Annotated in this window: 21 protein-coding genes; 9 read left to right on the top strand and 12 right to left on the bottom strand. The window is 72.3% G+C overall.

What is annotated here, in order from left to right; translation table 11 throughout:
* Window position 1: 1 nt before the first annotated feature.
* Complete coding sequence (locus ABZ215_RS01830) at window positions 2-556, bottom strand: hypothetical protein (protein ID WP_020416419.1); 555 nt, start codon at window positions 554-556, stop codon at window positions 2-4.
* Window positions 557-681: 125 nt separating this feature from the next.
* Here ABZ215_RS01830 and ABZ215_RS01825 point away from each other — a divergent pair, with 125 nt between their 5' ends.
* The 3 genes from ABZ215_RS01825 to ABZ215_RS01815 all read left to right on the top strand — a co-directional run bounded on the left by ABZ215_RS01825 (window position 682) and on the right by ABZ215_RS01815 (window position 3,575).
* Window positions 682-1,614, top strand: a complete 933-nt coding sequence (locus tag ABZ215_RS01825) for a septum formation family protein (protein ID WP_354947046.1) — start codon at window positions 682-684, stop codon at window positions 1,612-1,614.
* Window positions 1,615-1,619: 5 nt separating this feature from the next.
* On the top strand, window positions 1,620-1,970 hold the full coding sequence (locus ABZ215_RS01820; RefSeq protein WP_191245726.1) for a metallopeptidase family protein: 351 nt from the start codon (window positions 1,620-1,622) through the stop codon (window positions 1,968-1,970).
* Window positions 1,971-2,363: 393 nt separating this feature from the next.
* A complete protein-coding gene (locus ABZ215_RS01815) occupies window positions 2,364-3,575 on the top strand; it encodes an MFS transporter (RefSeq protein ID WP_354947043.1) in 1,212 nt (403 codons plus the stop codon).
* Here ABZ215_RS01815 and ABZ215_RS01810 read toward each other — a convergent pair.
* Entirely contained in the window at window positions 3,562-5,124 is a 1,563-nt protein-coding gene (locus ABZ215_RS01810) for an AMP-binding protein (RefSeq protein ID WP_354947041.1), read from the bottom strand. The genes ABZ215_RS01815 and ABZ215_RS01810 overlap by 14 nt on opposite strands.
* Window positions 5,125-5,220: 96 nt before the next feature.
* Between ABZ215_RS01810 and ABZ215_RS01805 the strand changes: the two genes are divergently transcribed.
* Complete coding sequence (locus tag ABZ215_RS01805; RefSeq protein WP_354947039.1) at window positions 5,221-5,625, top strand: hypothetical protein; 405 nt, start codon at window positions 5,221-5,223, stop codon at window positions 5,623-5,625.
* On the opposite strand, the gene ABZ215_RS01800 is transcribed toward ABZ215_RS01805, so the two are convergent.
* From ABZ215_RS01800 to pheA, 3 genes are all read right to left on the bottom strand, one after another.
* Window positions 5,626-6,264: a DUF4232 domain-containing protein gene (locus ABZ215_RS01800; RefSeq protein ID WP_354947037.1), complete on the bottom strand. Its 639-nt coding sequence runs from the start codon at window positions 6,262-6,264 to the stop codon at window positions 5,626-5,628. It lies immediately after the preceding gene.
* A 153-nt stretch (window positions 6,265-6,417) separates the two neighbouring features.
* Window positions 6,418-7,035: a histidine phosphatase family protein gene (locus ABZ215_RS01795; protein ID WP_354947035.1), complete on the bottom strand. Its 618-nt coding sequence runs from the start codon at window positions 7,033-7,035 to the stop codon at window positions 6,418-6,420.
* Complete coding sequence (gene pheA / locus ABZ215_RS01790; RefSeq protein WP_354947033.1) at window positions 7,032-7,946, bottom strand: prephenate dehydratase; 915 nt, start codon at window positions 7,944-7,946, stop codon at window positions 7,032-7,034. Before pheA ends, ABZ215_RS01795 begins: the two co-directional genes overlap by 4 nt.
* A gap of 97 nt (window positions 7,947-8,043) precedes the next feature.
* Between pheA and ABZ215_RS01785 the strand changes: the two genes are divergently transcribed.
* The 3 genes from ABZ215_RS01785 (at window position 8,044) to ABZ215_RS01775 (ending at window position 10,032) form a co-directional block, all read left to right on the top strand.
* On the top strand, window positions 8,044-8,658 hold the full coding sequence (locus ABZ215_RS01785; RefSeq protein ID WP_027935612.1) for a macro domain-containing protein: 615 nt from the start codon (window positions 8,044-8,046) through the stop codon (window positions 8,656-8,658).
* A gap of 143 nt (window positions 8,659-8,801) precedes the next feature.
* Window positions 8,802-9,734 carry a type I pantothenate kinase gene (gene coaA, locus ABZ215_RS01780; protein WP_017986156.1) on the top strand — a complete coding sequence of 311 codons (933 nt, stop codon included), beginning with the start codon at window positions 8,802-8,804 and terminating at the stop codon, window positions 9,732-9,734.
* A gap of 127 nt (window positions 9,735-9,861) precedes the next feature.
* On the top strand, window positions 9,862-10,032 hold the full coding sequence (locus tag ABZ215_RS01775; protein WP_354947031.1) for a hypothetical protein: 171 nt from the start codon (window positions 9,862-9,864) through the stop codon (window positions 10,030-10,032).
* On the opposite strand, the gene ABZ215_RS01770 is transcribed toward ABZ215_RS01775, so the two are convergent.
* The 6 genes from ABZ215_RS01770 to ABZ215_RS01745 all read right to left on the bottom strand — a co-directional run bounded on the left by ABZ215_RS01770 (window position 10,029) and on the right by ABZ215_RS01745 (window position 15,968).
* A complete protein-coding gene (locus ABZ215_RS01770; protein ID WP_354947029.1) occupies window positions 10,029-10,865 on the bottom strand; it encodes an SDR family NAD(P)-dependent oxidoreductase in 837 nt (278 codons plus the stop codon). The genes ABZ215_RS01775 and ABZ215_RS01770 overlap by 4 nt on opposite strands.
* 10 nt (window positions 10,866-10,875) lie before the next feature.
* Window positions 10,876-12,348, bottom strand: a complete 1,473-nt coding sequence (locus tag ABZ215_RS01765; protein WP_354947027.1) for a hypothetical protein — start codon at window positions 12,346-12,348, stop codon at window positions 10,876-10,878.
* Window positions 12,349-12,399: 51 nt separating this feature from the next.
* Complete coding sequence (locus tag ABZ215_RS01760) at window positions 12,400-13,425, bottom strand: hypothetical protein (RefSeq protein WP_354947025.1); 1,026 nt, start codon at window positions 13,423-13,425, stop codon at window positions 12,400-12,402.
* A gap of 6 nt (window positions 13,426-13,431) precedes the next feature.
* A complete protein-coding gene (locus ABZ215_RS01755; RefSeq protein WP_354947023.1) occupies window positions 13,432-14,595 on the bottom strand; it encodes a hypothetical protein in 1,164 nt (387 codons plus the stop codon).
* Window positions 14,592-15,635 carry a hypothetical protein gene (locus ABZ215_RS01750; RefSeq protein WP_237337500.1) on the bottom strand — a complete coding sequence of 348 codons (1,044 nt, stop codon included), beginning with the start codon at window positions 15,633-15,635 and terminating at the stop codon, window positions 14,592-14,594. Before ABZ215_RS01750 ends, ABZ215_RS01755 begins: the two co-directional genes overlap by 4 nt.
* A 75-nt stretch (window positions 15,636-15,710) precedes the next feature.
* Window positions 15,711-15,968: a hypothetical protein gene (locus tag ABZ215_RS01745; protein WP_235716050.1), complete on the bottom strand. Its 258-nt coding sequence runs from the start codon at window positions 15,966-15,968 to the stop codon at window positions 15,711-15,713.
* 145 nt (window positions 15,969-16,113) lie between these two features.
* Here ABZ215_RS01745 and ABZ215_RS01740 point away from each other — a divergent pair, with 145 nt between their 5' ends.
* Both ABZ215_RS01740 and ABZ215_RS01735 read left to right on the top strand, forming a co-directional pair.
* On the top strand, window positions 16,114-16,437 hold the full coding sequence (locus ABZ215_RS01740; protein ID WP_237337499.1) for a nucleotide pyrophosphohydrolase: 324 nt from the start codon (window positions 16,114-16,116) through the stop codon (window positions 16,435-16,437).
* Between the two features lie 93 nt (window positions 16,438-16,530).
* Window positions 16,531-18,402, top strand: coding sequence for a DNA/RNA helicase domain-containing protein (locus ABZ215_RS01735; protein ID WP_237337498.1), 1,872 nt, complete (start codon window positions 16,531-16,533; stop codon window positions 18,400-18,402).
* On the opposite strand, the gene ABZ215_RS01730 is transcribed toward ABZ215_RS01735, so the two are convergent.
* On the bottom strand, window positions 18,372-19,115 hold the full coding sequence (locus ABZ215_RS01730; RefSeq protein ID WP_354947196.1) for a hypothetical protein: 744 nt from the start codon (window positions 19,113-19,115) through the stop codon (window positions 18,372-18,374). The genes ABZ215_RS01735 and ABZ215_RS01730 overlap by 31 nt on opposite strands.
* Window positions 19,116-19,420: the final 305 nt, after the last annotated feature.

Raw genomic sequence — 19,420 nt, 5'->3', positions numbered from 1 at the left:
CCTAGGATCCCCCGCTCTTCCCGTCGCCGCCGCTGGACTTGCCGCTGATGCCGAAGCCGCCGCGCTGCACCGTCTTGCCGGACTGGGTCTTGACCGTGGTGTTGCCGGACGGCGCGGTGTAGGTGCCGCCGCGCACCGGCTGACCGACCGTGCCGGTGCCGCCGTAGTTGTAGCGGTACTGCTCGTAGCGGCCGCCGCCGATCGGGATGAACCAGAAGCCGGTGGCCGAGTTGTAGTACCCGCCGTGGCTGGTGGCGTAGTTGTCGTCGCAGAACTCGTCGGGCCGCACCGTGCCGGTACTGTCCGTGCAGACCGCGCTGACCTCGTCACCGGTGGCCGCGATGTACCAGCTCGCCACGACGGCGACCAGGCCGACGGTCACGCCGCTGCCGATCAGCACCTTCCGCCGGGTGGCGGCTTTCTGCTCCGCCTGGGCGCGTGCTTGCTCCTCGGCGGCCTCCTGGCGGGCCTGGTCCTCCAGCGCCTGCCGCCGAGCGCGCTGCTCGGCCAGCGTGGGCTCCCGTCGTTTGGCCGTCGACGGGTCCTGGAACCGCATCGAGCCACGCGGGGGCTGTTCTTCCGGGGGCTGCTGGCCGCCCGGCGCACCGTCGTCTGTCATCGCGCTCACCCTAACCACCCGAGGGGTGTCCCGTCCCGCTGACGCAGGCATTATGGGACGCGATGCTCGGAGATGGAGTGGAGAAGACCACGCTGCGTACCCGCCTGGTGATGGCGGGTGTGTTTTTGGGCGCCATCCTGGCGTTGTCGCTGAGCGTCGCGTTCTCGTGGGGAGGCGCCGTCAGCGGCGGCGGCGAGGTCGAGGAGTCCCCCGAGGCGAAGGCCGCGTTCACCGCGCCGCCCGGCAGTTGCGTCACGTGGACCATGCCGGACGTGTCGGACATCCACATCGTGCCGTGCGCCCAGCCGCACCTGTACGAGGTCACCGGCGTGGTCAACATCGGCGACAAGTACCCGCCGAACGCGCCCGCGCCGACGGTCGACCAGTGGCGGGACATCGCGCTGGAACGCTGCACGGCCGGTGTGGAGACGTACCTGAACGAGCAGCTCGACCCGTTCGGCCGGTTCACGGTGAGCGCGCTGCGCCCCGGAAACGACGAGTGGGCCGACGGCGATCGCGAGATGCGGTGCGTGCTGCAGTGGGCCGCGCCCGGCGGCAAGCTGGAGCCGATCATCGGCAACGCGGCGGGCCAGTCGCAGTCGGCGGTGTGGGAGCCGGGCACGTGCCTGGCGCTGGTCGACAAGACGGTCGGCAACCCGATCGACTGCGCGCAGCCGCACTCCTACGAGATCGTCGCCACGCTGGACCTGAAGACGAAGTTCCCGGACGGCTACCCGTCGCAGAACGACCAGAAGATCTGGCTGGACACCGAGTGCAACCGGGCGGTCCAGGACTACGCGGGCGAGGTCGACCTGGCGGCGCAGAAGCTGATCCTGACGTGGGACATCCGGGAGCAGGAGAGCTGGGACGCCGGTTCGACGCTGGTGAACTGCAAGGTCGGCGCGAAGCTGGCGGACAACAGCGGCCTCGCGCCGGTGACGGGCAGCATCCGCAAGGCCGGGACGCCGGCTCCGCCCACGAGCCCGGGCGGGTAGTGCCAGTGCCGGTGGAGATGTCGAAAGCCCGGTTCGAGGAACTGGTGGCCGACGCGCTGGACGAGGTGCCGGAGGAGCTGGCCGGCGCGATGGACAACGTGGTCGTGCTGGTGGAGGACCACAACGAGGAGGCGCCGGACATCCTCGGCCTCTACCACGGCGTCGCGCTGACCGAACGAACGAGCGACTACGGCGGCGTGCTGCCCGACCGGATCTCGATCTACCGCACCCCGATCCTCGCCATGTGCGATTCGGAGGAGCAGGTGGTGGAGGAGGTGCTGATCACGGTGGTGCACGAAATCGCACACCACTTCGGCATCGACGACAGCCGCCTGCACGAACTCGGCTGGGGCTGACGCCCTGCACTAGAGGCGACCACCAAGGGTGGGCCCCGCTCGCGTTCTCCCCGTCGCCTGGCTGCCACCCGAGCGCCGAAAACAGGCCCTGTCCAGGGCGCGCAGCGTTCACTTCACCCTGGACAGGGCCTGTTTTCGGTGCTTCCGTGCGGGCCCGGCGACGGGGAGGACGCGAGCCCAGGCCCACCCGAACCCAACGCAACGGGCAGCCACCAACCCAACCACCCCGGCGACCCGGCCCCTCCTCCCCAGAGCTTGCCCGCCGGCGAGGCATTTTTTCCAACCACGAACACCCCGATTCGGGTTCATCAACTCGCCTTTCCGACGCTCGTCATGGCAGCATCGGAAGCACTGGGGAATCGGGACGCCACCGAGGGTGATCATGAAGGACGTATGCCGGACCGGCGGCTGAGCTGGCTGCTGGCGGCCAATGCGGTGGGCAACCTCGCCGACGGGATCGGCAAGGTCGCCTTTCCGCTGCTGGCCGCGACCCTGACGCGTGACCCGGTGCAGATCGGCGCGCTGTCCGCGACCCAGTTCCTGCCGTGGCTGCTGCTCGGCGTGTTCGCCGGGACCCTGGCGGACCGGGTGGACCGCAAGCGGGCCGTCCTGCTGGCGAACGCGACGCGGGCGGTGGTCGTCGGGCTGACCGCGCTGCTCGTGTACACCGGCACGTTGTCGATCTGGCTCGTCTACGTCGCCGCGCTGCTGCTGGGTGCGGCCGAGACGGTGGCGGAGAGCGCGGGCAACGCGATGATCCCGGCGCTGGCCAGGCCGGATCAGCTGGAGAACGCGAACAGCAAGTTCCAGGGCGCCGAGATCCTCGGCCAGACCTTCCTCGGCGGGCCGATCGGCAGTCTCACGTTCGCGGTGTTCGCCGCGTTCCCGTTCCTGCTGAACTCGGCCGGGTTCGCGATCGCGGCCGCGTTGCTCGTCGGGCTGGCGGGCAGTTTCCGGCCGAAGACCCGGGCCGAGCCGACCCGGTTGCGCACCGACCTGGTCGACGGGCTGAAGTGGCTGGTCCACCATCCGCTGCTGTGCCGTCTGGTGGTCATCGCCGGGCTGATCAGCTTCGCCAGCGAGATGGCACAGGCCCAGCTGGTGCTGTACGCGCTGGAGGACCTCGGGCTGAGCGAGGCCGCGTTCGGGCTGTTCACGTTCGTCGGCGGCATCGGCGGGCTGGCCGGCGCCGCGGTCGCGCCGCGGCTGGTGCGGCGCGCGGGGCGGCGGCCGGTGCTGGTGGCCGGGATCTTCGCCGGTGGCGTCGGGTTCGGCGCGATGGGCCTGGTCCACCAGCCGATCGCGTCCGCCGCGCTGTTCGGCCTGTTCGCGGCGGCCGTCGTGGCGGTGAACGTGGTGCTGGCGACCGCCCGCCACACCCTGGTGCCGAGCGAGCTGCTCGGCCGCGTGCTCGGGGTGTGGCGGACGGTCGTGTGGGGCGCGATCCCGCTCGGCGCGCTGGCCGGCGGCGCGCTGACGCAGGTGCTCGGCAGCGCGAGCGCCACCTTCGCGGTGTCCGGCGGCGCCCAGATCGCGCTGGCCGCGCTCGCCGTGCTGCTGCTGTGGCGGTTCTCGATGGACCGCGAGCCGGTCAGCTCTTCCTGAGCAGGAACCGCTGCAGCTTCCCGCTGGGGGTCTTCGGCAGCTCGGGCACGAAGTGCACCTGGCGCGGGTAGGCGTGCGCCGCGTACTTCGTCTTCACCAGCTGCTGCAGCTCCGCCACCAGCTCCTCACCCGGCTCGGCGCCCTGGCGGAGCACGACGAACGCGGCCACCACCTCGCCGCGCAGCTCGTCGGGCAGGCCGACCACGGCCGCCTCCGCGACGGCGTCGTGCTGCAGCAGCACGCTTTCCACCTCGAACGGACCGATGCGGTACCCGGCCATCAGGATGACGTCGTCGTCGCGCGAGGCGAAGGTGAAGTAGCCGTCCGCGGACTTCGTGGCCACGTCCCCGGTCAGGTACCAGCGGCCATCGGCGGAGAACCGCTCGGCCGTGCGCTCCGGCGCGTCGCGGTAGCCGGTGAACCACATCAGCGGGCTGTGCTCCAGGTCGACGGCCACCCGGCCCTGCTCGCCCGGCGGCGCGACCTCGTCGGCGTCGGGGCGCAGCACCTCGGCCCGCCAGCCGGGCAGGGCGCGTCCCATCGACCCCGGCCGCAGCTCGCCGCGGATGTCCGGGTGCCAGCCGTTCGCGATCACCATGCCCAGCTCGGTCTGGCCGTAGTGGTCCAGGATCGGCACGCCGAACGCCTTCTCCGCCCACTCGATGACGTCCGGGTTCAGCGGCTCGCCCGCCGACGAGCAGTGCCGCAGCCGCAACCCGTCCGGCACCGGCACATCGGCGTTGCGCAGCGCCCGGTAGACCGTCGGCCCCGCGGTGAAGTTGGTGACGCCGAACCGCTCCAGCACCGAGTAGGTCAGCTCCGGGGAGAACCCGGCGTGCAGCAGCAGACTGCGCCGGCCGAGCGCGAGCGGGCCGATCACGGCGTAGTACAGGCCGTAGGCCCAGCCCGGGTCGGCGGCGTTCCAGAACACGTCGTCGCGCCGGTGGTCCAGGCCGAACTCCTGGTACATCCGGAACGCGGCGATCGCCCGCGCCGGGATCGGCACGCCCTTCGGCGCACCGGTCGTGCCGGACGTGAACAGCTCCACGATCGTCCCGTCGCCGCCGACGGCGACCGGCTCGCGCTGGGGTTCCGCGCGCAGCAGGTCGGCGAACGCGAGGTCGTCCCCGCTCGCCTCGCCGGTGACGATCACCCGCCGCTCGCCGGGGACCTCGTCGAGCTTGGCGCGCTGCGACGGGTCCGCGATGACCACTCCGACGCCGCCGACCCGGGTCTCGATCGCGGGCGGCGCGAAAGCGGTGAACAGCGGCACCTGCACCGCGCCGAGCCGCCAGATCCCCAGCACGGCGACAACGAACTCGGCCGACTTGGCCATCAGCGTCGCGACCCGGTCGCCGCGCCCGACCCCCAGTTCCGCCAGCGCGGTGGCGAAGCGCGCGGAGGCGTCCCGCAGCTCGCCGAAGGTGAGGTCGCGGCTGGTCAGGTCCGGTTCGACGACGGTGAAGGCCACGTCGCCGTCCGGGTGGTCGTCGCACAGCAGCCGGGCGACGCAGGCGTCCGGCCGGTCGTAGGGGGACGTCGATGTCATGGAGCCGATGGTCGTCGCCGGGGCCCGCGTGTGCCACCCCCGGATGGGGGCCGATCAGCGTCTGGTGCGGGCGTCCGGTCGGTGCTGGAATGTCCTATGCGGATCAGCGACTCCGAGGAGCCGGTCGCGGCGCGGCGCAGGCTGGTGCTGGCGGGTGTCGCCGGGTTCGCGGTCGGCGCGGGGATGATCGGCGTGCTGTGGGCGTCGACCACCGCGGTGAGCGGCCCGACCGCGGACGCGAAGGCCGCGTGCGCCGCTCTGGCCAGGGCCGAGCCGCTGCCGGAGGGCCGGGTAGGCCGGGGCACGCTCGAACCTGGCGTGTTGCAGCACATCATGGCGGCGGACGCGCTCGCGGCGGCGGCCGCCGAGGTCAGCTCGACCTACGACGACCTCGCCGACCACATCGACGGCGTGCGGCGGATGGCGCTGAGCCTCAACTTCGCCGACCCCAACGGGCGGCGGCACCTCGCCCAGGCCCGCGAGATCTGCGGCACCGTCTAGCTACTCGCCGCTGCCCTTCTGGATCGTCCGGACGGTGAGCTGGTCACCGGGGATCTTTTCGCTCGCGCAGCCCGTGGTGGGCAGCTCGACGAACATCGACGCGGTCTCCTGCGGCGGGTAGATCCGCAGGCCGCGCACCGGCTGCGGCTGGCACGTCACGGTGTCGTAGTTCTGCACGTTGACGAACCCGATCTCGGCGTAGGCGGTGTCGCCGTTGTTCAGCGTGAACGCGCCGCCCTTCTCGCCCTGCCGGACCGCCGCGGGGCCCACCTGGTGGCCGTCCTCCCCGGCGACGTACGAGACGCCCGGGAAGCCCTGGATCACACACGGGTGGTCACTCACGTTGGTGAAGATCAGCGGTCGGTAGACCGTGCCGGCGCCGGCGTCACCGTGCCCGAGGGTCAGCTTGAGGTCGCTGGACTTGCACAGCGTCTCGCCGGCCTTCGTGCTGGTCGCCGCGTCCGGTTGGGATGACGACTCGGACGTGGACGGGCTGCTCGAGGTGGAGCCTGGCGTCGTCGGCGCCCCCGACTGCGGCTGGGCGTTCTCGGTGCCCGCGGTGCCGCAGCCGGCCAGGACGGCCGCCAGTGCCGCCGTCGCCACACCGAGCCCGATGCGCGGGAAATGTCCTCGAACCACGATCTTTCCCCTCCCTGTGCCGATCGGAGCACTACCCGGGAGACGTGCGGTCCACACGCCGGGTTGCGTGGTGTCACGCGATTTTCCGACGACCCATCGCGACATGCGGTGAAACTACAACAAACCACCCTGCGTCACCGCCCGGGAAGTCGCCTACATGGGCAAACCGACCCAGTTCAGGCACTGCCAGCCACCGTCCGCGGCGATCTCCAGCTCGACGATGCCGGTGTTCGGGATCAGGCCCTGATCGGCCAGCTCGGGCCGCACATTCGGGGCCAGCCACTCCGCGCCGACGCGGATCAGCCCGCCGTGCGAGACCAGCACGACGACACCGTCCGATCGGGTGAGGTCGTGACGCTCGGCGAGACCGGCGATGGCGCCGGTGAACCGCGCCCTGGCCTGCTCGCCGGTCTCCCCGCCGGGCATCGAGACGTGCAGCTCGCCGCGGGTCCAGTGGCTGACCACGGTCAGGTAGTGTTCGATCGCCTCCCGGTCGTGGCGGCCCTCCAGGTCGCCGACGACGATCTCGTGCACGCCCTCGACAAGCTCCACCGTCATGCCCAGTGCCTCGGCCAGCGGGGCCGCCGTCTGCTGCGCGCGGATCGCGTGCGAGGCGTAGACCGCCTCCACCGGCTCGGTCGAGAGCTTCTCGGCCAGCTGCCGCGCCTGCTCGTGGCCCAGCTCGGTGAGCGGCGGCCCGGGCAGCGCGGTGTCCAGCTTCTTCGCGACGTTGGCCGGGGTCTGCCCGTGCCGGACCAGGTACAGCTTCACGCCTGCTCCCCTCTCTGCACCGCGGCGACCCAGCCCGCGGCGTCGGTGAAGTCTTCGTTGCGGGCGGTCGGTTCGATGGTCGCCGTCACCCCGTCGGCCCTGGCGAACGAGCCGAGGAACCGGACATCCCGGCAGCGGCGGCGCAGCGCGGCGAGCGCGTCGGCGATGCGCGGCTCGGCGACGTGTCCCTCGAAGTCGATGAAGAACCGGTACTCGCCGAAGTTCTGCTTGTTCGGGCGGGCGTCCAGCCGGGTCAGGTTGATGCCGCGGGTCGCGAGCTCGGTGAGCAGTTCGGCGAGCGCGCCGGTGCGGTTGGCGGCCGCGGCGACGATCGAGGTGCGGTCGGCGCCGGTCGGCTCCGGCAACGTCACCGGGGGCCGCCGCATCAGCAGGAACCGGGTGCGGGCGTCCCGGACGTCGGCGACCTCCGTCGCCAGCACCTTCAGCGGGTAGTGCTCGACGGCGACCGGCGCGGTCACGGCGGCGTCGAACTCCCCTGCCTGCACGGCGACCGCGGCCGCCGCGGTCGAGCCGGCCGCCACCGCGCGGGCGCCGGGCAGGTTGTCCTCCAGCCACTTCCGGACCTGCGCGAGCGCGTGCGGATGGCTCGCCACAGTACGGATTTCGCCGACGTCGTCCCGCGTGAGGACGCTGAAGTGCACTGGCAGCAAGGCTTCCGCGACACCGATCAACGGCTCGCCGACGGCGAGGCTGTCCAGCGTCGCGGGAACCGCGCCCTCGACGGAGTTTTCGACCGGCACGCACGCCGCATCCGCTTCACCGCGCCGAACGGCGTCCAGCGCCTTCGGAATCGTCTCGGCGGCGACGAGTTCGTCCCCCGCCGTCGTGAAAGTGCGCGCCGCCTGCTCGGTGAACGTCCCGACCGGCCCGAAATATGCGATCCGTGACACGCGGACAGGCTACGCACCGCGCCGGGTCTTGGTCTGTTCAGGCATTCGAGTGCGTCTCGTGGTTACGCGGGGTCGCGTTTTTTGGCATGGTGTAGAGGTGACTGCCGAATCGGGCACCCAACCCACCGGCAACCGAACGGAGGACCAGGTCGCTCCCTCGACTCCCGCCCTGGTGCTGTGTGCCGTCGACGAACCACTCGCCAGCGCGTGGCGCTCCGTTGTGGACACCATGACCGGATCGGTGCGCGTGCACCAGGGTTCGGTGCTGGACGTCGTCGCCGACGCCGTGGTGAGCCCGGCGAACTCGTTCGGCTGGATGCGCGGCGGGATCGACGCCGTCTACGCGCGCGCCTTCCCGAACGTCGAGCAGAACGTCCGCAGCACGATCCTCGCCTACCACGGCGGCGAACTGCCGGTGGGCAGCGCGGTCGTGGTCCCGACCGGCGAGCCCGCGCCCGCGTGGCTGATCAGCGCGCCGACGATGCGTGAACCCGGCGAGCGACTGCCCGCCGACACGGTCCACCCGTACCTGGCGGCGCGGGCGGTGTTCCTGCAGTGGCGCGACGGCGTGCTGGAGCAGGGCGTGGCGGTGCGCGCGGTCGTGGGGACCATCGCGATGCCCGGTCTCGGCACCGGCGTCGGCGGCGTCAGCCCGGAGACGTGCGCGCGCCAGGTGGCGGCGGCCTGGGACGAGGTCTTCCGGCGCAACTAGCACTCCCGCGCTGGTCAGCGGCGCTTTCCGGGGTGCGTGTAGAAGGTCACAGCGCATTTACGCGCCGTAAGACCTACCGTTGAACCTGCGTTACCGGAGATGTCGACGCCAGCCCAGCCCACCGACGGGCAAGGAGTGTGGGAATGCCACGGGTACGTGAGCTCAGCCCGTACGTCGAGCTCCACCGGGAGCAGTGGCGGGAGCTGCGTCGCAGCACCCCGTTGCCGCTGACTGCCGAGGAGCTGCGCGGTCTGCGGGGGCTCGGGGAGCAGATCGATCTGACCGAGGTCGCCGAGGTCTACCTGCCGCTGTCGCGGATGATCAACCTGCAGGTCGCGGCGCGTCAACGTCTCTACGAAGCCACCACGACCTTCCTCGGCGAGGACTGCCGCGGCACGAAGGTGCCGTTCGTGATCGGCATCGCCGGCAGCGTCGCGGTCGGCAAGTCGACCACCGCGCGCATCCTGCGCACCCTGCTCGCCCGCTGGCCCGACCACCCGCGCGTCGACCTGGTAACCACCGACGGGTTCCTCTACCCGAAGGCCGAGCTGGTCCGCCGCGGCATCATGCACCGCAAGGGCTTCCCGGAGAGCTACGACCGCCGCGCCCTGCTGCGCTTCGTCTCCGACGTCAAGTCCGGCGCCGAGTCGGTCAGCGCGCCGGTGTACTCGCACCTCGCCTACGACATCCTGCCCGGCGAGGAGCAGGTCGTGAACCGGCCGGACATCCTCATCATCGAGGGCCTGAACGTGCTGCAGCCCGGCCCGAGCCTGACGGTGTCGGACCTGTTCGACTTCTCCATCTACGTGGACGCGCACATCGAGGACATCGAGCGCTGGTACGTGGAGCGGTTCCTGAAGCTGCGCAGCACGGCGTTCGCCGACCCGGCCTCGCACTTCCACCACTTCGCCACGCTGGACGACGTCGAGGCCCGCGCCGAGGCGCGGCACCTGTGGCGCACGATCAACGAGCCGAACCTGGTGGAGAACATCCTGCCGACGCGCCCCCGCGCGACGCTGGTGCTCCGGAAGGACCCGGACCACAGCATCAACCGGGTGCGCCTGCGCAAACTGTAGGCGCGGCCTCGGCCGAACGGCTGACCCCGGTGACCGAGCGGTAACCGGTTGGCCGATACCGCCGGCACCTCGCAAAGCTCACCCTGGAGTGCAGGAAATGCGCCCTGACCAGGGAGGAGGCACGCCGATGTTCGCGATCATCTTCACGTGGATCGGCGCCGTGCTCGGTATCACGGTGCTGCTGGTGATGGCCTTCGGTTCGTTCGTCCTCGATTTCGAAGACGCTCTCGCCGACCGCCGCCGCAAGCGCCCGCTCGACCCCGTGGCCGTGGACAGCCCGACGACCGCCGTGCCCTAGCCGGTGAGGTGCGCGCCCGCGAGAGCGAGGCTGCGGGCGCGCAGCGTCGCCCTCGCCGCTTCGTCGTAGGCCTGTTCGTTCGCCCGGGCCGGCCGGTCCCGGTCGAAGAACTGGCCAGTCACGCCCTCGACCTCCGGATCGACCGCCAGCCTGCGGGTGGCCGCCACCCCGGTGTCCAGGGTGTCGGAGCTGAAGCCGATCTCGGACAGGACGATCTTGGTCGGCATGTAGGTGCCCGGGTGCAGGCTGGTCGCGGTCAGCTCGGCGGGCGCGAACCGCCCGGCGAGGTCGAGGCAGTGCATGATCTGCGCGAGCTTGCTCTGCCCGTACGCACGCGTACCCGAGTAGTCCCGCTCGATCATGAGGTCGTCGAAGTCGAGCGGGTGCTGGCCCAGTGACGCGACGTGGACGACGCGGGCGGCGTGGTCCGCGGTCGCCGAGGCCCGCAGCAGCGGGATCAGGTTCTCGGTGAGCACGAAGGTCGCCAGGTAGTTCACCGCGAAGCGCAGCTCGTGGCCGTCCCGGCTGGTGCGGCGCTCGCGGCCGTCCGGCTCGCCGGACCCGATGCCGGCGTTGTTGACGAGCACGTCGAGCCGGCCGGCTTCGTCCGCGATCGTGCCTGCCAGCCGGGCAACCTGGGCGAGTTCGGACAGGTCGGCGGTCACTGTGACCGGCGCGGGGGCCCCGGCGGCACGCACCTCCGCGGCGATCCGGTCGAGTTTGCCGGGATCACGACCGTGCAGGACGAGACGGACGTCTTCGGCGGCGAGACGCACCGCGAGGGCCCGGCCGAGGCCGTCGGTGGCGCCGGTGATCGCGACGGTCCGGGTCACTGCCGCTGCCTCACTCGTCCGCCGAGCCCGGGTCCAGCTCGTCGAGGGCGGCGACGTAGTCGTCGAGGTCGAACTCCAGCTCGCCGTCCTCGTCCTGGGTGAGGTGCTCCTCCAGGACCGCCGTGAGCTCGGCCAGCACCTCGTCGCGCTCCAGGCCCGACTCGGTCAGGCGCTGGGCGGCGATCCAGGTCTCGGCGGGCTCGCCGTCCCACAGCTGGTCGACCACCGTCGTCAGCGCCACCGCCCGCAGCTCGGACTCGTCGTCGTCCTCGAACTCGGCCGCGAACTCGCTCAGCACCAGCATCCGGCGCTGCTCGGGGTCGGACGGGTCGAGCTCGACCTCGTCGTCCTCGGTCTCGACCGTCAGCGACGGCAGCGCGAACTGGCGGCGTTCCAGCAGGTCCTGCACGTCCTCCGGAGTCAGGTCCTCCGAGCCGGCCAGGTAGGCGTCCAATGCGGACTCCTCCTCCGGCTCGCGGTCGTCCAGCCGGTCCTCGACCGCCTCGACCAGCGCGGTCAGCGCGTCCTCGGGCAGGCCCTGGCGCTCGCCGAACACGCGCGCCCACACCGGCAGCAGCGCGGCCATCGCCGCGTCCTGCTCCTCGGTCAGCTCGATCTGCCCGTCGTCCACGAAGTCCACAAAGGACTCCAGCTTGGTCGGGCCGACCCGCAGCGGGCGCCGCGCGTCGTGCTCCAGGCCGAACTCGATCAGCCGCAGCGCGACCACGCGGGCGTCCTCGGTGTCGCCGACCTCGTTCCCGGCCGCGGCGAAGAACGAGTCGATGACCTCGGCCTGCTCCTCGACCGACAGCGGCTCCGGCTCCGCGACCTCCGCCGGCTCCGGCAACGCGCGCAGCCGGGCCAGCGCGAGCGCGCGGAACCGGACGAAGTCCTCGCCCACCTCGGGTTCGGCCTGCCACTCGGTGCCCGCGAAGGCGTCCGCGATCACCTCGTGGGCCTGCTCGGGGCTGATCTCCGCGGACTCGCCGACCGCCCGCAGCTCGGCCAGCACGTCCTGCGGCGACTCGACGATCGCGGCGTCGGTGACCCAGCCGCCGAAGCTGCCGTAGTTGATCGACACGACCAGCCCGTGGTCGCCGAACGACACCAGCACCGAGCTCTCGTCGCCGTAGACGTCGGTGGCGCGCCAGCAGGCGCCGGGCGTGACCTGGTTCAGCTTCGCCGCCCAGGCCGGCTCGGGCAGCCCGAACTTCTCCAGCGCCAGGCCCGCGGCCTCGCGCTGGTCCTCGTCCGCGGCCAGGACCCGCAGCGCGGCGAGCGGCGCCACCAGGCGCTCCGGCTCGGCGGTGCTCGCGGCGAGGTCGATCAGGCCGGCCGCCAGGTCGTCGTCGGCCTCCCACCACTCGCCGAGGATCTCCGAGGTGACCAGCTCGACGCGGGTCGGATCGGCGTCGTTCCCCAGTTCGGCGAAGGCGTTCAGAACCTCGTCGAAAGCGGTCTCCGGCTGCGGCACCTCGGTCATGCGCTCATGTTCGCACCAGCCGCGGCCGGGCCGACGCGCGGGATCGGCGTTTCACTCCTTGGGCAACGCGATCCGGGCGTTCCGGATTTCGGTGATCAACCGGACCTTCCGCTTGTGCCTGCCGACCAGTTCGGCCAGGTAGGGCGCGAAGTCCGCCCCGCGGCCGACCGTCCGGTACAGCTTGCGCAGCCGGCGCAGGGCGCGCGCCGCCTCGCGGTAGTGCTCGACGGTCCGGCCGCCGATCAGCTCCTCCACGTGGGCCCGGTGGACCCCCAGCAGCTCCGCGGCCTCGTCCTCGCGGCCTGCCACGACCAGTGCCTCGATCAGCGCGTCGGCGTTCGCGACGGTCGGCTCGCGGTCGAACTCCGCGCGCCGCAGGCCCAGCACGTCGTCCGCGAGCTCGGTGGCCGCCGGGTCCTGCTTCAGCGCCCGCGCCGCGTAGGTGATCGCCTCGCTCGTGCGGCCGGCGGCCCGCAGCACGCGCACAATCCGCAGGCTCGCGTCCATGCTCGGCAGCTGCTTGGACAGGATCGCGACCAGGCCGTCGACGTCGCCGGAGATCTCCACCAGCTGCTCGTGCAGCCGCTCGGCGACCGGCCGCTTCACCCGGTCGCGGCCGGCCCGGTCGACGTGGGACCGCAGCTGGGCCAGCCCGGTCTCGCCGAGCGGGACGGCGAACTGCGCCAGGTCGATCTCGGTGCGCCCGTCGAACGCGATGCCGGCGAGCCAGTCGGCCAGCTCGACGGGGTCCGGCGGCCGGGCCGCGCACGCCCGCGCGTAGAGGCCGAGGGCGCGCCGCAGCTCGGCGCCGTCGCCCTCATCCCGGCAGATGCGCTCGACGGTGCGGCGGGCCAGCGGGGCGACGTCGGCGCGGGTGCCGGAGTCGAGCAGCCGCTGCACGGTGTCCAGCACCGGGCCGATCTTCGCGACCTCGGCCTGTGGCTCCGGCGCCGCGGCCCGCAGTTCGAGCGACCGCCGCAGTTCCGGATCGCGTTCGGCCTGTTCGTGGAGCAGTCCGGCCAGCGTCTCGGAGTCGAGGGAGGACAGGTAGGCGCGGAGATCCGTCACCCCGCACATCCTGGCCTACTCGCGTCGCAGCGCGATCGGCACGGCACCGCCTGTTTCATGATCGAAATCCGCGTCTTCCTCGGCGAGCAGGTCGCGGAACTCCTCGGTGATCTCGTCCAGCTCCTCCAGCAGCCGCTCGATCGCGGCGGGCCGCAGCCCGGAGCGCTCGCCGGCCCAGCGGCCCCACGGCGGCAGGACCTCCGGCAGGGTCGCCAGGAACTCCTCGGGGAAGCCCTCGGTGTTGAGGACGTCCTCCAGGAGGAGGTCGAACTTGCCGGGGCCCACCCGCAGCGGGCGGCCGAAGTCGTCGTCGCAGCCGTAGTCCACGACGAACCGGACGCAGTCGGTGAACCAGCGGTCGTCGCGGACGCCGTCGGCCTCGGCGAGGAAGGCGCGCACCAGCTCCTCCCGCTCCTGCTCGGTGAACGTCGGCGGTTCCACGGGCGGCTCGGCCGGCGGCATGGCGCGCAGCCGGGCGGCGACCAGCGCGCGCAGCGGGGTGAGCGGGTCCTCGGCGATCACGTCCGGCAGCAGGGCCGCGGCGCTGTCGTTGACCGCGACCGCGTCTTCCAGGATCCGGCGTGCCTTCGGCAGCGGGATCCGCTCGGTCACGAAGACCTCGCTGGCCTCCTCGCCCGCGCGCATGCTGTCCACCAGGTCGCCCACCTGGTCGGTGAGGTAGACGTCGCCGAGGCCGCCGCCGCTGAGCTCGACCTCGGCGACGAGCCCGTGCGCGTGACCGGCCCGGGCCGCACACAGCAGCAGGGTGGCCCCGTCGCCGTACACGTCGGCCTGCTGCCAGCACTCGGTGACGGTGAGGTCGCCCAGGTCCCAGGGCGGTTCGGGCATGGCGGAGAACGCGTCGGCCGCCTCCGCGGCCCGGTCGCGCTGCTCCTCGGTGAGGGCCAGGTGCTGCAGCATCCGCAGCAGCGCTCGGGCGGCCGGGCTCGGGCGGCGGGCGGCGTCGTCGATCAGCGGCAGCACGACGTCGCGGCCTTCGTCGGACGGGTGCCAGAGGTCCCCGAGGATCGTCGAGGCCATCAGCTCGACCTCGACCGGGTCGCGCTCGGCCAGCGCGTCCTCCGCGTCGGCGAGCACGGTCTTGAGCAGCTGCCGCCGCTCGTCGGAGACGGCGGACTTCTTCTTGGCGGGCTTTCGCTTCCGGCTGACCGGGCTCATGCGCCCATGGTGGCAGCTCCGCGGCCGGAGACCACCCTGGGCAGCGCGATGCGGGCGTTGCGGACCTCGACGAGGAGGCGGGTCTTGCGCTTGTGCGTCTCGACCAGGCCGGCCAGGTACTCGCCGAACTCCGGCACCCGGTCCGCCCGTTTGTGCAAGGCCCGCAGCTCACGCAGTCGCTGAGCCGCCTCGCGGTAGCCGCCCGGGTCCTTGAGCTGGATCAGCTCGTCGACGTGCAGGCGGTAGACCGGGATCGCCTCGGCCGGGTCGTGTTCGGCGAGGCGGGACAACGCCTGCTCGCGCTCCTCGGGCCAGCGGCCGAGCTCCTCGGCGGCGGCCCGCAGCGCGCGGTAGGTGTCCGGCGACGGGTGGCGGCGGAACTCGGCGCGGCGCAGGGCTAGCACTCCCTCGCGCGGGTGCACGACGGTGCGGGCGGCGTGGGCGATGGCCTCGCCGTGGCGGCCCGCGGAGCGCAGCAGGCGGACGATGCGCAGCGTGGTGGCCGGGGTGGGCGGCTGGGCGGACAGGATCGCGAGGAGGGTGTCGACGTCGCCGGTGACCTCGGCGAGCTGCTCGGTCAGGCGGCGGGTGGCGTCGTTCTCCGGGGCCTCGCCGAGCGCGGCCTTGAGGTGCGTGAAGCCTTCGTCGCCGAGCGCGGCGGCGAAATCGGCGAGGTTGATCTCGGGCCAGCCGGGCCGGTCGAGCTGCGTTTCCAGGATCCAGTCGGCCAGCTCGCGCGGGTCGGGTGGGTGGACGGCGCAGGCGCGGGCGTAGAGGCCGATCGCGCGGCGCAGCTCGGCGCCGGTGGCTCCGGTGTCGGCCATCCGGCGGGCCAGCGGGGTCAGGTCGGCCTGGGTGCCGGCGTCGAGGAGTCGTTGCAGAGTGTCCAGAACCGGACCGACGGTGCCGTGCGCGACGGCGCGCAACTCCAGCTCGTGTCGTAACCGCGGGTCACGGTCCGCCTGTTCGAGGAGGAGTTCGGCCAGCGTCTCCGCGTCGAGAGTGCGCAGGTAGGCACGCAGATCCGGGGCCGAGGTCATGCGGACAATCCTGCCGCACCCGATGGAAGGAGACCGTCACCCAACAGCGTCGTCTTCTCTGACGCTGCGTGAGCATCAGCAGGGGCTGAGCCACTGGAAGAAGTAACCGGTCTCCGCGCCACGATCGAGGTCGTCCAGGAGGGGGACGGGCGAGATCTCCGGGACGCTGCGCGGGTACGGGCGCCAGCGTCCCGCGTCGGCGAGGTAGTAGAGCGACCACATCTCGTCGAGGCCGTAGCGGAGCTGCGCGAACGGCCGTTCGGCCGCACCGCCGCTGGCCCATTCGGCGCGCCGCTCGACGAGGGTCACGATGCGCCCGCGCCAGCGGGACATCACGCTGTACTCACCGCGCTGACCAGCCGGAACCCGCCGCTCACACCAGCGATCGATCTGGCGTTGCTGGAGCTCGGGGATCGGCGACATACCCACAGTGATACCGCAACCCGATCGGGTCGTGCGGCACCGGATACTGCGCCCTGTGACGCTCGACGATCTGCAACGGCGGCTGGCCGAGTTCGCCGCCGCCCGGGACTGGGAACGGTTCCACACGCCGAAGAACCTGGTGATGGCGCTGTCCGGGGAGGTGGGCGAGCTGACGGCGCTGTTCCAGTGGCTGACGCCCGCGGAGTCCGCCTCGGTGCTCGACGACCCGGCCACCCGCGCCGCGGTGCTCGACGAACTGGCCGACGTGACCATCTACCTCGCCCGGCTGGCCGACGTGCTCGGCGTGGACCTCCTGGAAGCCGCCGAAGCAAAGGTGAACCGCAACGAGTCGCGGTTCCCGGTTGATCGTTTCGACTAACCTGGCACCCGCGGCCCGACGGGCACCGAAGTAGCCACTTCGTCGCTGCCCCCACCCGCACGTGGATGACGCGTGCCCAGTGGGGGAAACGAAGTGGCTCTTGTCCGGCACAGCGCCGAGCACCTTCTCGCGGAGGCCGGTCAGTTGGCCACGACGTTGACGGAGCAGGCCAGGCACCAGTGGGGCCACCGCCCCGGCCAGAGCGAGATCGACTCCTGGGAGCGCAGCCTGCGACCGTTCCTGGCCGACCTCGTCGACGCCGGGCTCGGTGAGGTCGAGGTGCTGCTGGAGCACAAGCTGCCGCACAGCCCGAAGCGCGTCGACGCGGTGCTCTGCGGCCTGCACCCGCGCACCGGCGAGACCAGCTACGTCCTGGTCGAGCTGAAGCAGTGGTCGAAAGCCGAACTGCTGGCGGCGGACCTCGTGCGGATCGCCTCCCGCCGCGATCCGGTGCTGCACCCGGTCGAGCAGGTCCGGCGGTACTGCGAGTACCTGGTCGACTCGACCCCGGCGCTGGCCGAGCGGCCGAACGCGGTGCACGGGGTCGCGTATCTGCACAACGCGGACTCCGCCGGCATTTCGTCGTTGCGGCAGTACCAGCCCAGCGAGTTCGGCACGCTGTTCACCAAGGACGACAAGGCGAAGCTCGCCGACCGCCTGCGGTCGCTGCTCGACCCCGCCGCCGGCCGGGACGCGGCCCGGCGCTCGGCCGACGAGTTCCTCGGCTTCGAGCACGCGCCGACCAAGCCCCTGCTGGACCTCGCCGCGCGGGAGATCCAGGAGCGGGAGCAGTTCGTGCTCCTGGACGAGCAACAGGTCGCGGCCGAGGTGGTGATGCAGGCGGTCGAGCGGGCCAAGGCGGCGGCGACGCGGACGGTCGTGGTCGTGCTGGGCGGTCCCGGCTCGGGCAAGAGCGTGATCGCGCTGAGCCTGCTCGGTGAACTCGCCCGCCGCGGACGGCGGGTGCACCACGCGACCGGGTCCAGCGCGTTCACCAACACGATGCGCAAGGTGGCGGGGGCGCGGAACCGGCGCGTGCAGACCCTGTTCAAGTACTTCAACAACTACATCGACTCGCCGCCCCGCGAGCTGGACGTGCTGATCTGCGACGAGGCGCACCGCATCCGCGAGACCAGCGTCAACCGCTACACGAAGCGCGACCAGCGCGCGAAGGCCGGGCGGCAGGTCGACGAGCTGATCGAAGTGGCGTCGGTGCCGGTGTTCCTGCTCGACGAGAACCAGACCGTGCGGCCCGGCGAAATGGGTTCCCTCGCGGAGATCTCCGCGGCGGCCGAGTCGCTGGGCTGCCGCCTGGAGGTCGTGCGCCTGTCCGGGCAGTTCCGGTGCGGCGGGTCGGACGCGTTCGACAGCTGGGTGGCCCGCCTGCTCGGTCTCGACCGGCTGCCGCCCGTGCCGTGGAGCAAGCTGGGCGACGACTTCGTGGTGGCCAGCGCCGCGACGCCGGACGCGCTGGACGCCTGGCTGCGGCAGCGGATGGAGACCCACGGCGGCACCGGCCGGCTGTCGGCGGGCTACTGCTGGCGGTGGAGCGACCCCGCGTCCACCCCCGACGGCAAGCGACTCGTGGACGACGTCGTCATCGGGGATTGGCGCCGTCCGTGGAACGCCAAGCCGAAACAGCGGGTGCCGGACGTGCCCGAGTCGTACTACTGGGCCTCCGACGAGCGCGGCTTCGGGCAGGTCGGCTGCATCTACACGGCGCAGGGCTTCGAGTACGACTGGTCCGGCGTGATCTTCGGCCCGGACCTCGTCCGCCGCGACGGACGCTGGGTCGCGCGCCGGGAGCACTCCCACGACCCGGACGCCAAGAAGGCCGACGACCTGGAGTTCGGCCGGCTCGTGCGGAACACGTACAAGGTGCTGCTGACCCGCGGGATGCGGGGGACCTGCGTGTACTCGACGGACCCGGAGACTCAGGCCTTCCTCGAGGAGATGGCCGGGTAGCGGCTCTTGGGGTCGCCCACGGTCCAGCCGCCGAGCAGGAGACCGACGCCGATCGCGCCGAGCGGGATGCCCGCGGCCAGGCCGGCGCCGCCGAACAGGGCGATAACCGTCAGGAACATCAGGACGAGGCCCGTGCCCATCGTGATCCAGGCGATCCACTGCCGGTCCCGCGGAACCGGCGGGAGCGTGGCGGCCGGTCGTGGCCGGGCGGGCACGGGCGCCGGAGGCAGCACCGCAGTCGGCTGCGGCGGGACGGCGACCGGCGGTGGGGGCGCGACGGTGACCGGCGGTGCGGGCGCCGTCCGCGGCTGCACCGGGACCAGGCCCAGCGACTGCCACGCGGCAGGCAGGTCGAGCACGGCGGCACCGAGTTCCCGCGCCCGCGCCAGCCGCGGTTCGGCGGCGGGCACGTCGTCCGCGACCGCGAGGTGCGTCACCGACGCGGTGAGGTTCTTGGCGAGCGGGATCCGAGCCGCGAGCACCGCGGCGCGCAGCGCGTCGGCGGCAGCGGTGCGTCCGAGGACGAGCACCCGCGTCCGGTCCGCGGACGGCGCCCGGCGGAGGTCCCGCAGCGCCTCGGGCACGCCCAGCGCCTCGGCCACGTGCCGCAGCTCGCGTTCCTCGTCGTCGGTGACGATGCCGTCGGACTCGGCCACCGCCCGCATCGCGGCGACGAAGTCCAGGTGCGCCCGGTGCACGTCCGACGAGGACATGCCGGCCGCCGTGGCCAGCGCGGCCAGGTCGGCGGCTTCGGCGTCGGACAGGTGGTGGTCGGCGAGCGCGTCGGCGAGCAGGTCCGCGTACGGCGTGTCCGCCGACTCGATCCGGTCGACCAGGCCGGAGAGCCACGTCCCGGCGGTCGCGCGGGCAGGCTCGGGACGGCTACCACGCGACCGGTGACCGCCAGGCGCGGCAACCGCGGCAGGTCGAACCGGCGCTCGAAGGCCAGGCCGTGCGTGCTCACCAGTGCCGCGAGGACCTGCGCGCAGGCCCGCGCGTCGGGAGCCGCCTGGTGCGC

The organism is Amycolatopsis sp. NPDC006131 (genome assembly GCF_040614175.1).
Taxonomy (GTDB): domain Bacteria; phylum Actinomycetota; class Actinomycetes; order Mycobacteriales; family Pseudonocardiaceae; genus Amycolatopsis_E; species Amycolatopsis_E tucumanensis.
This window is presented reverse-complemented; position numbering and strand designations above follow the sequence as displayed.

Excerpts from the sequence above, each read along its gene's own strand:
- ABZ215_RS01830 (WP_020416419.1), bottom strand. The coding sequence starts at position 556 with ATGCGGTTCCAGGACCCGTCGACGGCCAAACGACGGGAGCCCACGCTG.
- ABZ215_RS01825 (WP_354947046.1), top strand. The coding sequence starts at position 682 with ATGCTCGGAGATGGAGTGGAGAAGACCACGCTGCGTACCCGCCTGGTG.
- ABZ215_RS01815 (WP_354947043.1), top strand. The coding sequence starts at position 2,364 with ATGCCGGACCGGCGGCTGAGCTGGCTGCTGGCGGCCAATGCGGTGGGC.
- ABZ215_RS01810 (WP_354947041.1), bottom strand. The coding sequence starts at position 5,124 with ATGACATCGACGTCCCCCTACGACCGGCCGGACGCCTGCGTCGCCCGG.
- ABZ215_RS01805 (WP_354947039.1), top strand. The coding sequence starts at position 5,221 with ATGCGGATCAGCGACTCCGAGGAGCCGGTCGCGGCGCGGCGCAGGCTG.
- coaA (WP_017986156.1), top strand. The coding sequence starts at position 8,802 with ATGCCACGGGTACGTGAGCTCAGCCCGTACGTCGAGCTCCACCGGGAG.
- ABZ215_RS01775 (WP_354947031.1), top strand. The coding sequence starts at position 9,862 with ATGTTCGCGATCATCTTCACGTGGATCGGCGCCGTGCTCGGTATCACG.
- ABZ215_RS01765 (WP_354947027.1), bottom strand. The coding sequence starts at position 12,348 with ATGACCGAGGTGCCGCAGCCGGAGACCGCTTTCGACGAGGTTCTGAAC.
- ABZ215_RS01760 (WP_354947025.1), bottom strand. The coding sequence starts at position 13,425 with ATGTGCGGGGTGACGGATCTCCGCGCCTACCTGTCCTCCCTCGACTCC.
- ABZ215_RS01755 (WP_354947023.1), bottom strand. The coding sequence starts at position 14,595 with ATGAGCCCGGTCAGCCGGAAGCGAAAGCCCGCCAAGAAGAAGTCCGCC.
- ABZ215_RS01750 (WP_237337500.1), bottom strand. The coding sequence starts at position 15,635 with ATGACCTCGGCCCCGGATCTGCGTGCCTACCTGCGCACTCTCGACGCG.
- ABZ215_RS01745 (WP_235716050.1), bottom strand. The coding sequence starts at position 15,968 with ATGTCCCGCTGGCGCGGGCGCATCGTGACCCTCGTCGAGCGGCGCGCC.
- ABZ215_RS01730 (WP_354947196.1), bottom strand. The coding sequence starts at position 19,115 with ATGTCCTCGTCGGACGTGCACCGGGCGCACCTGGACTTCGTCGCCGCG.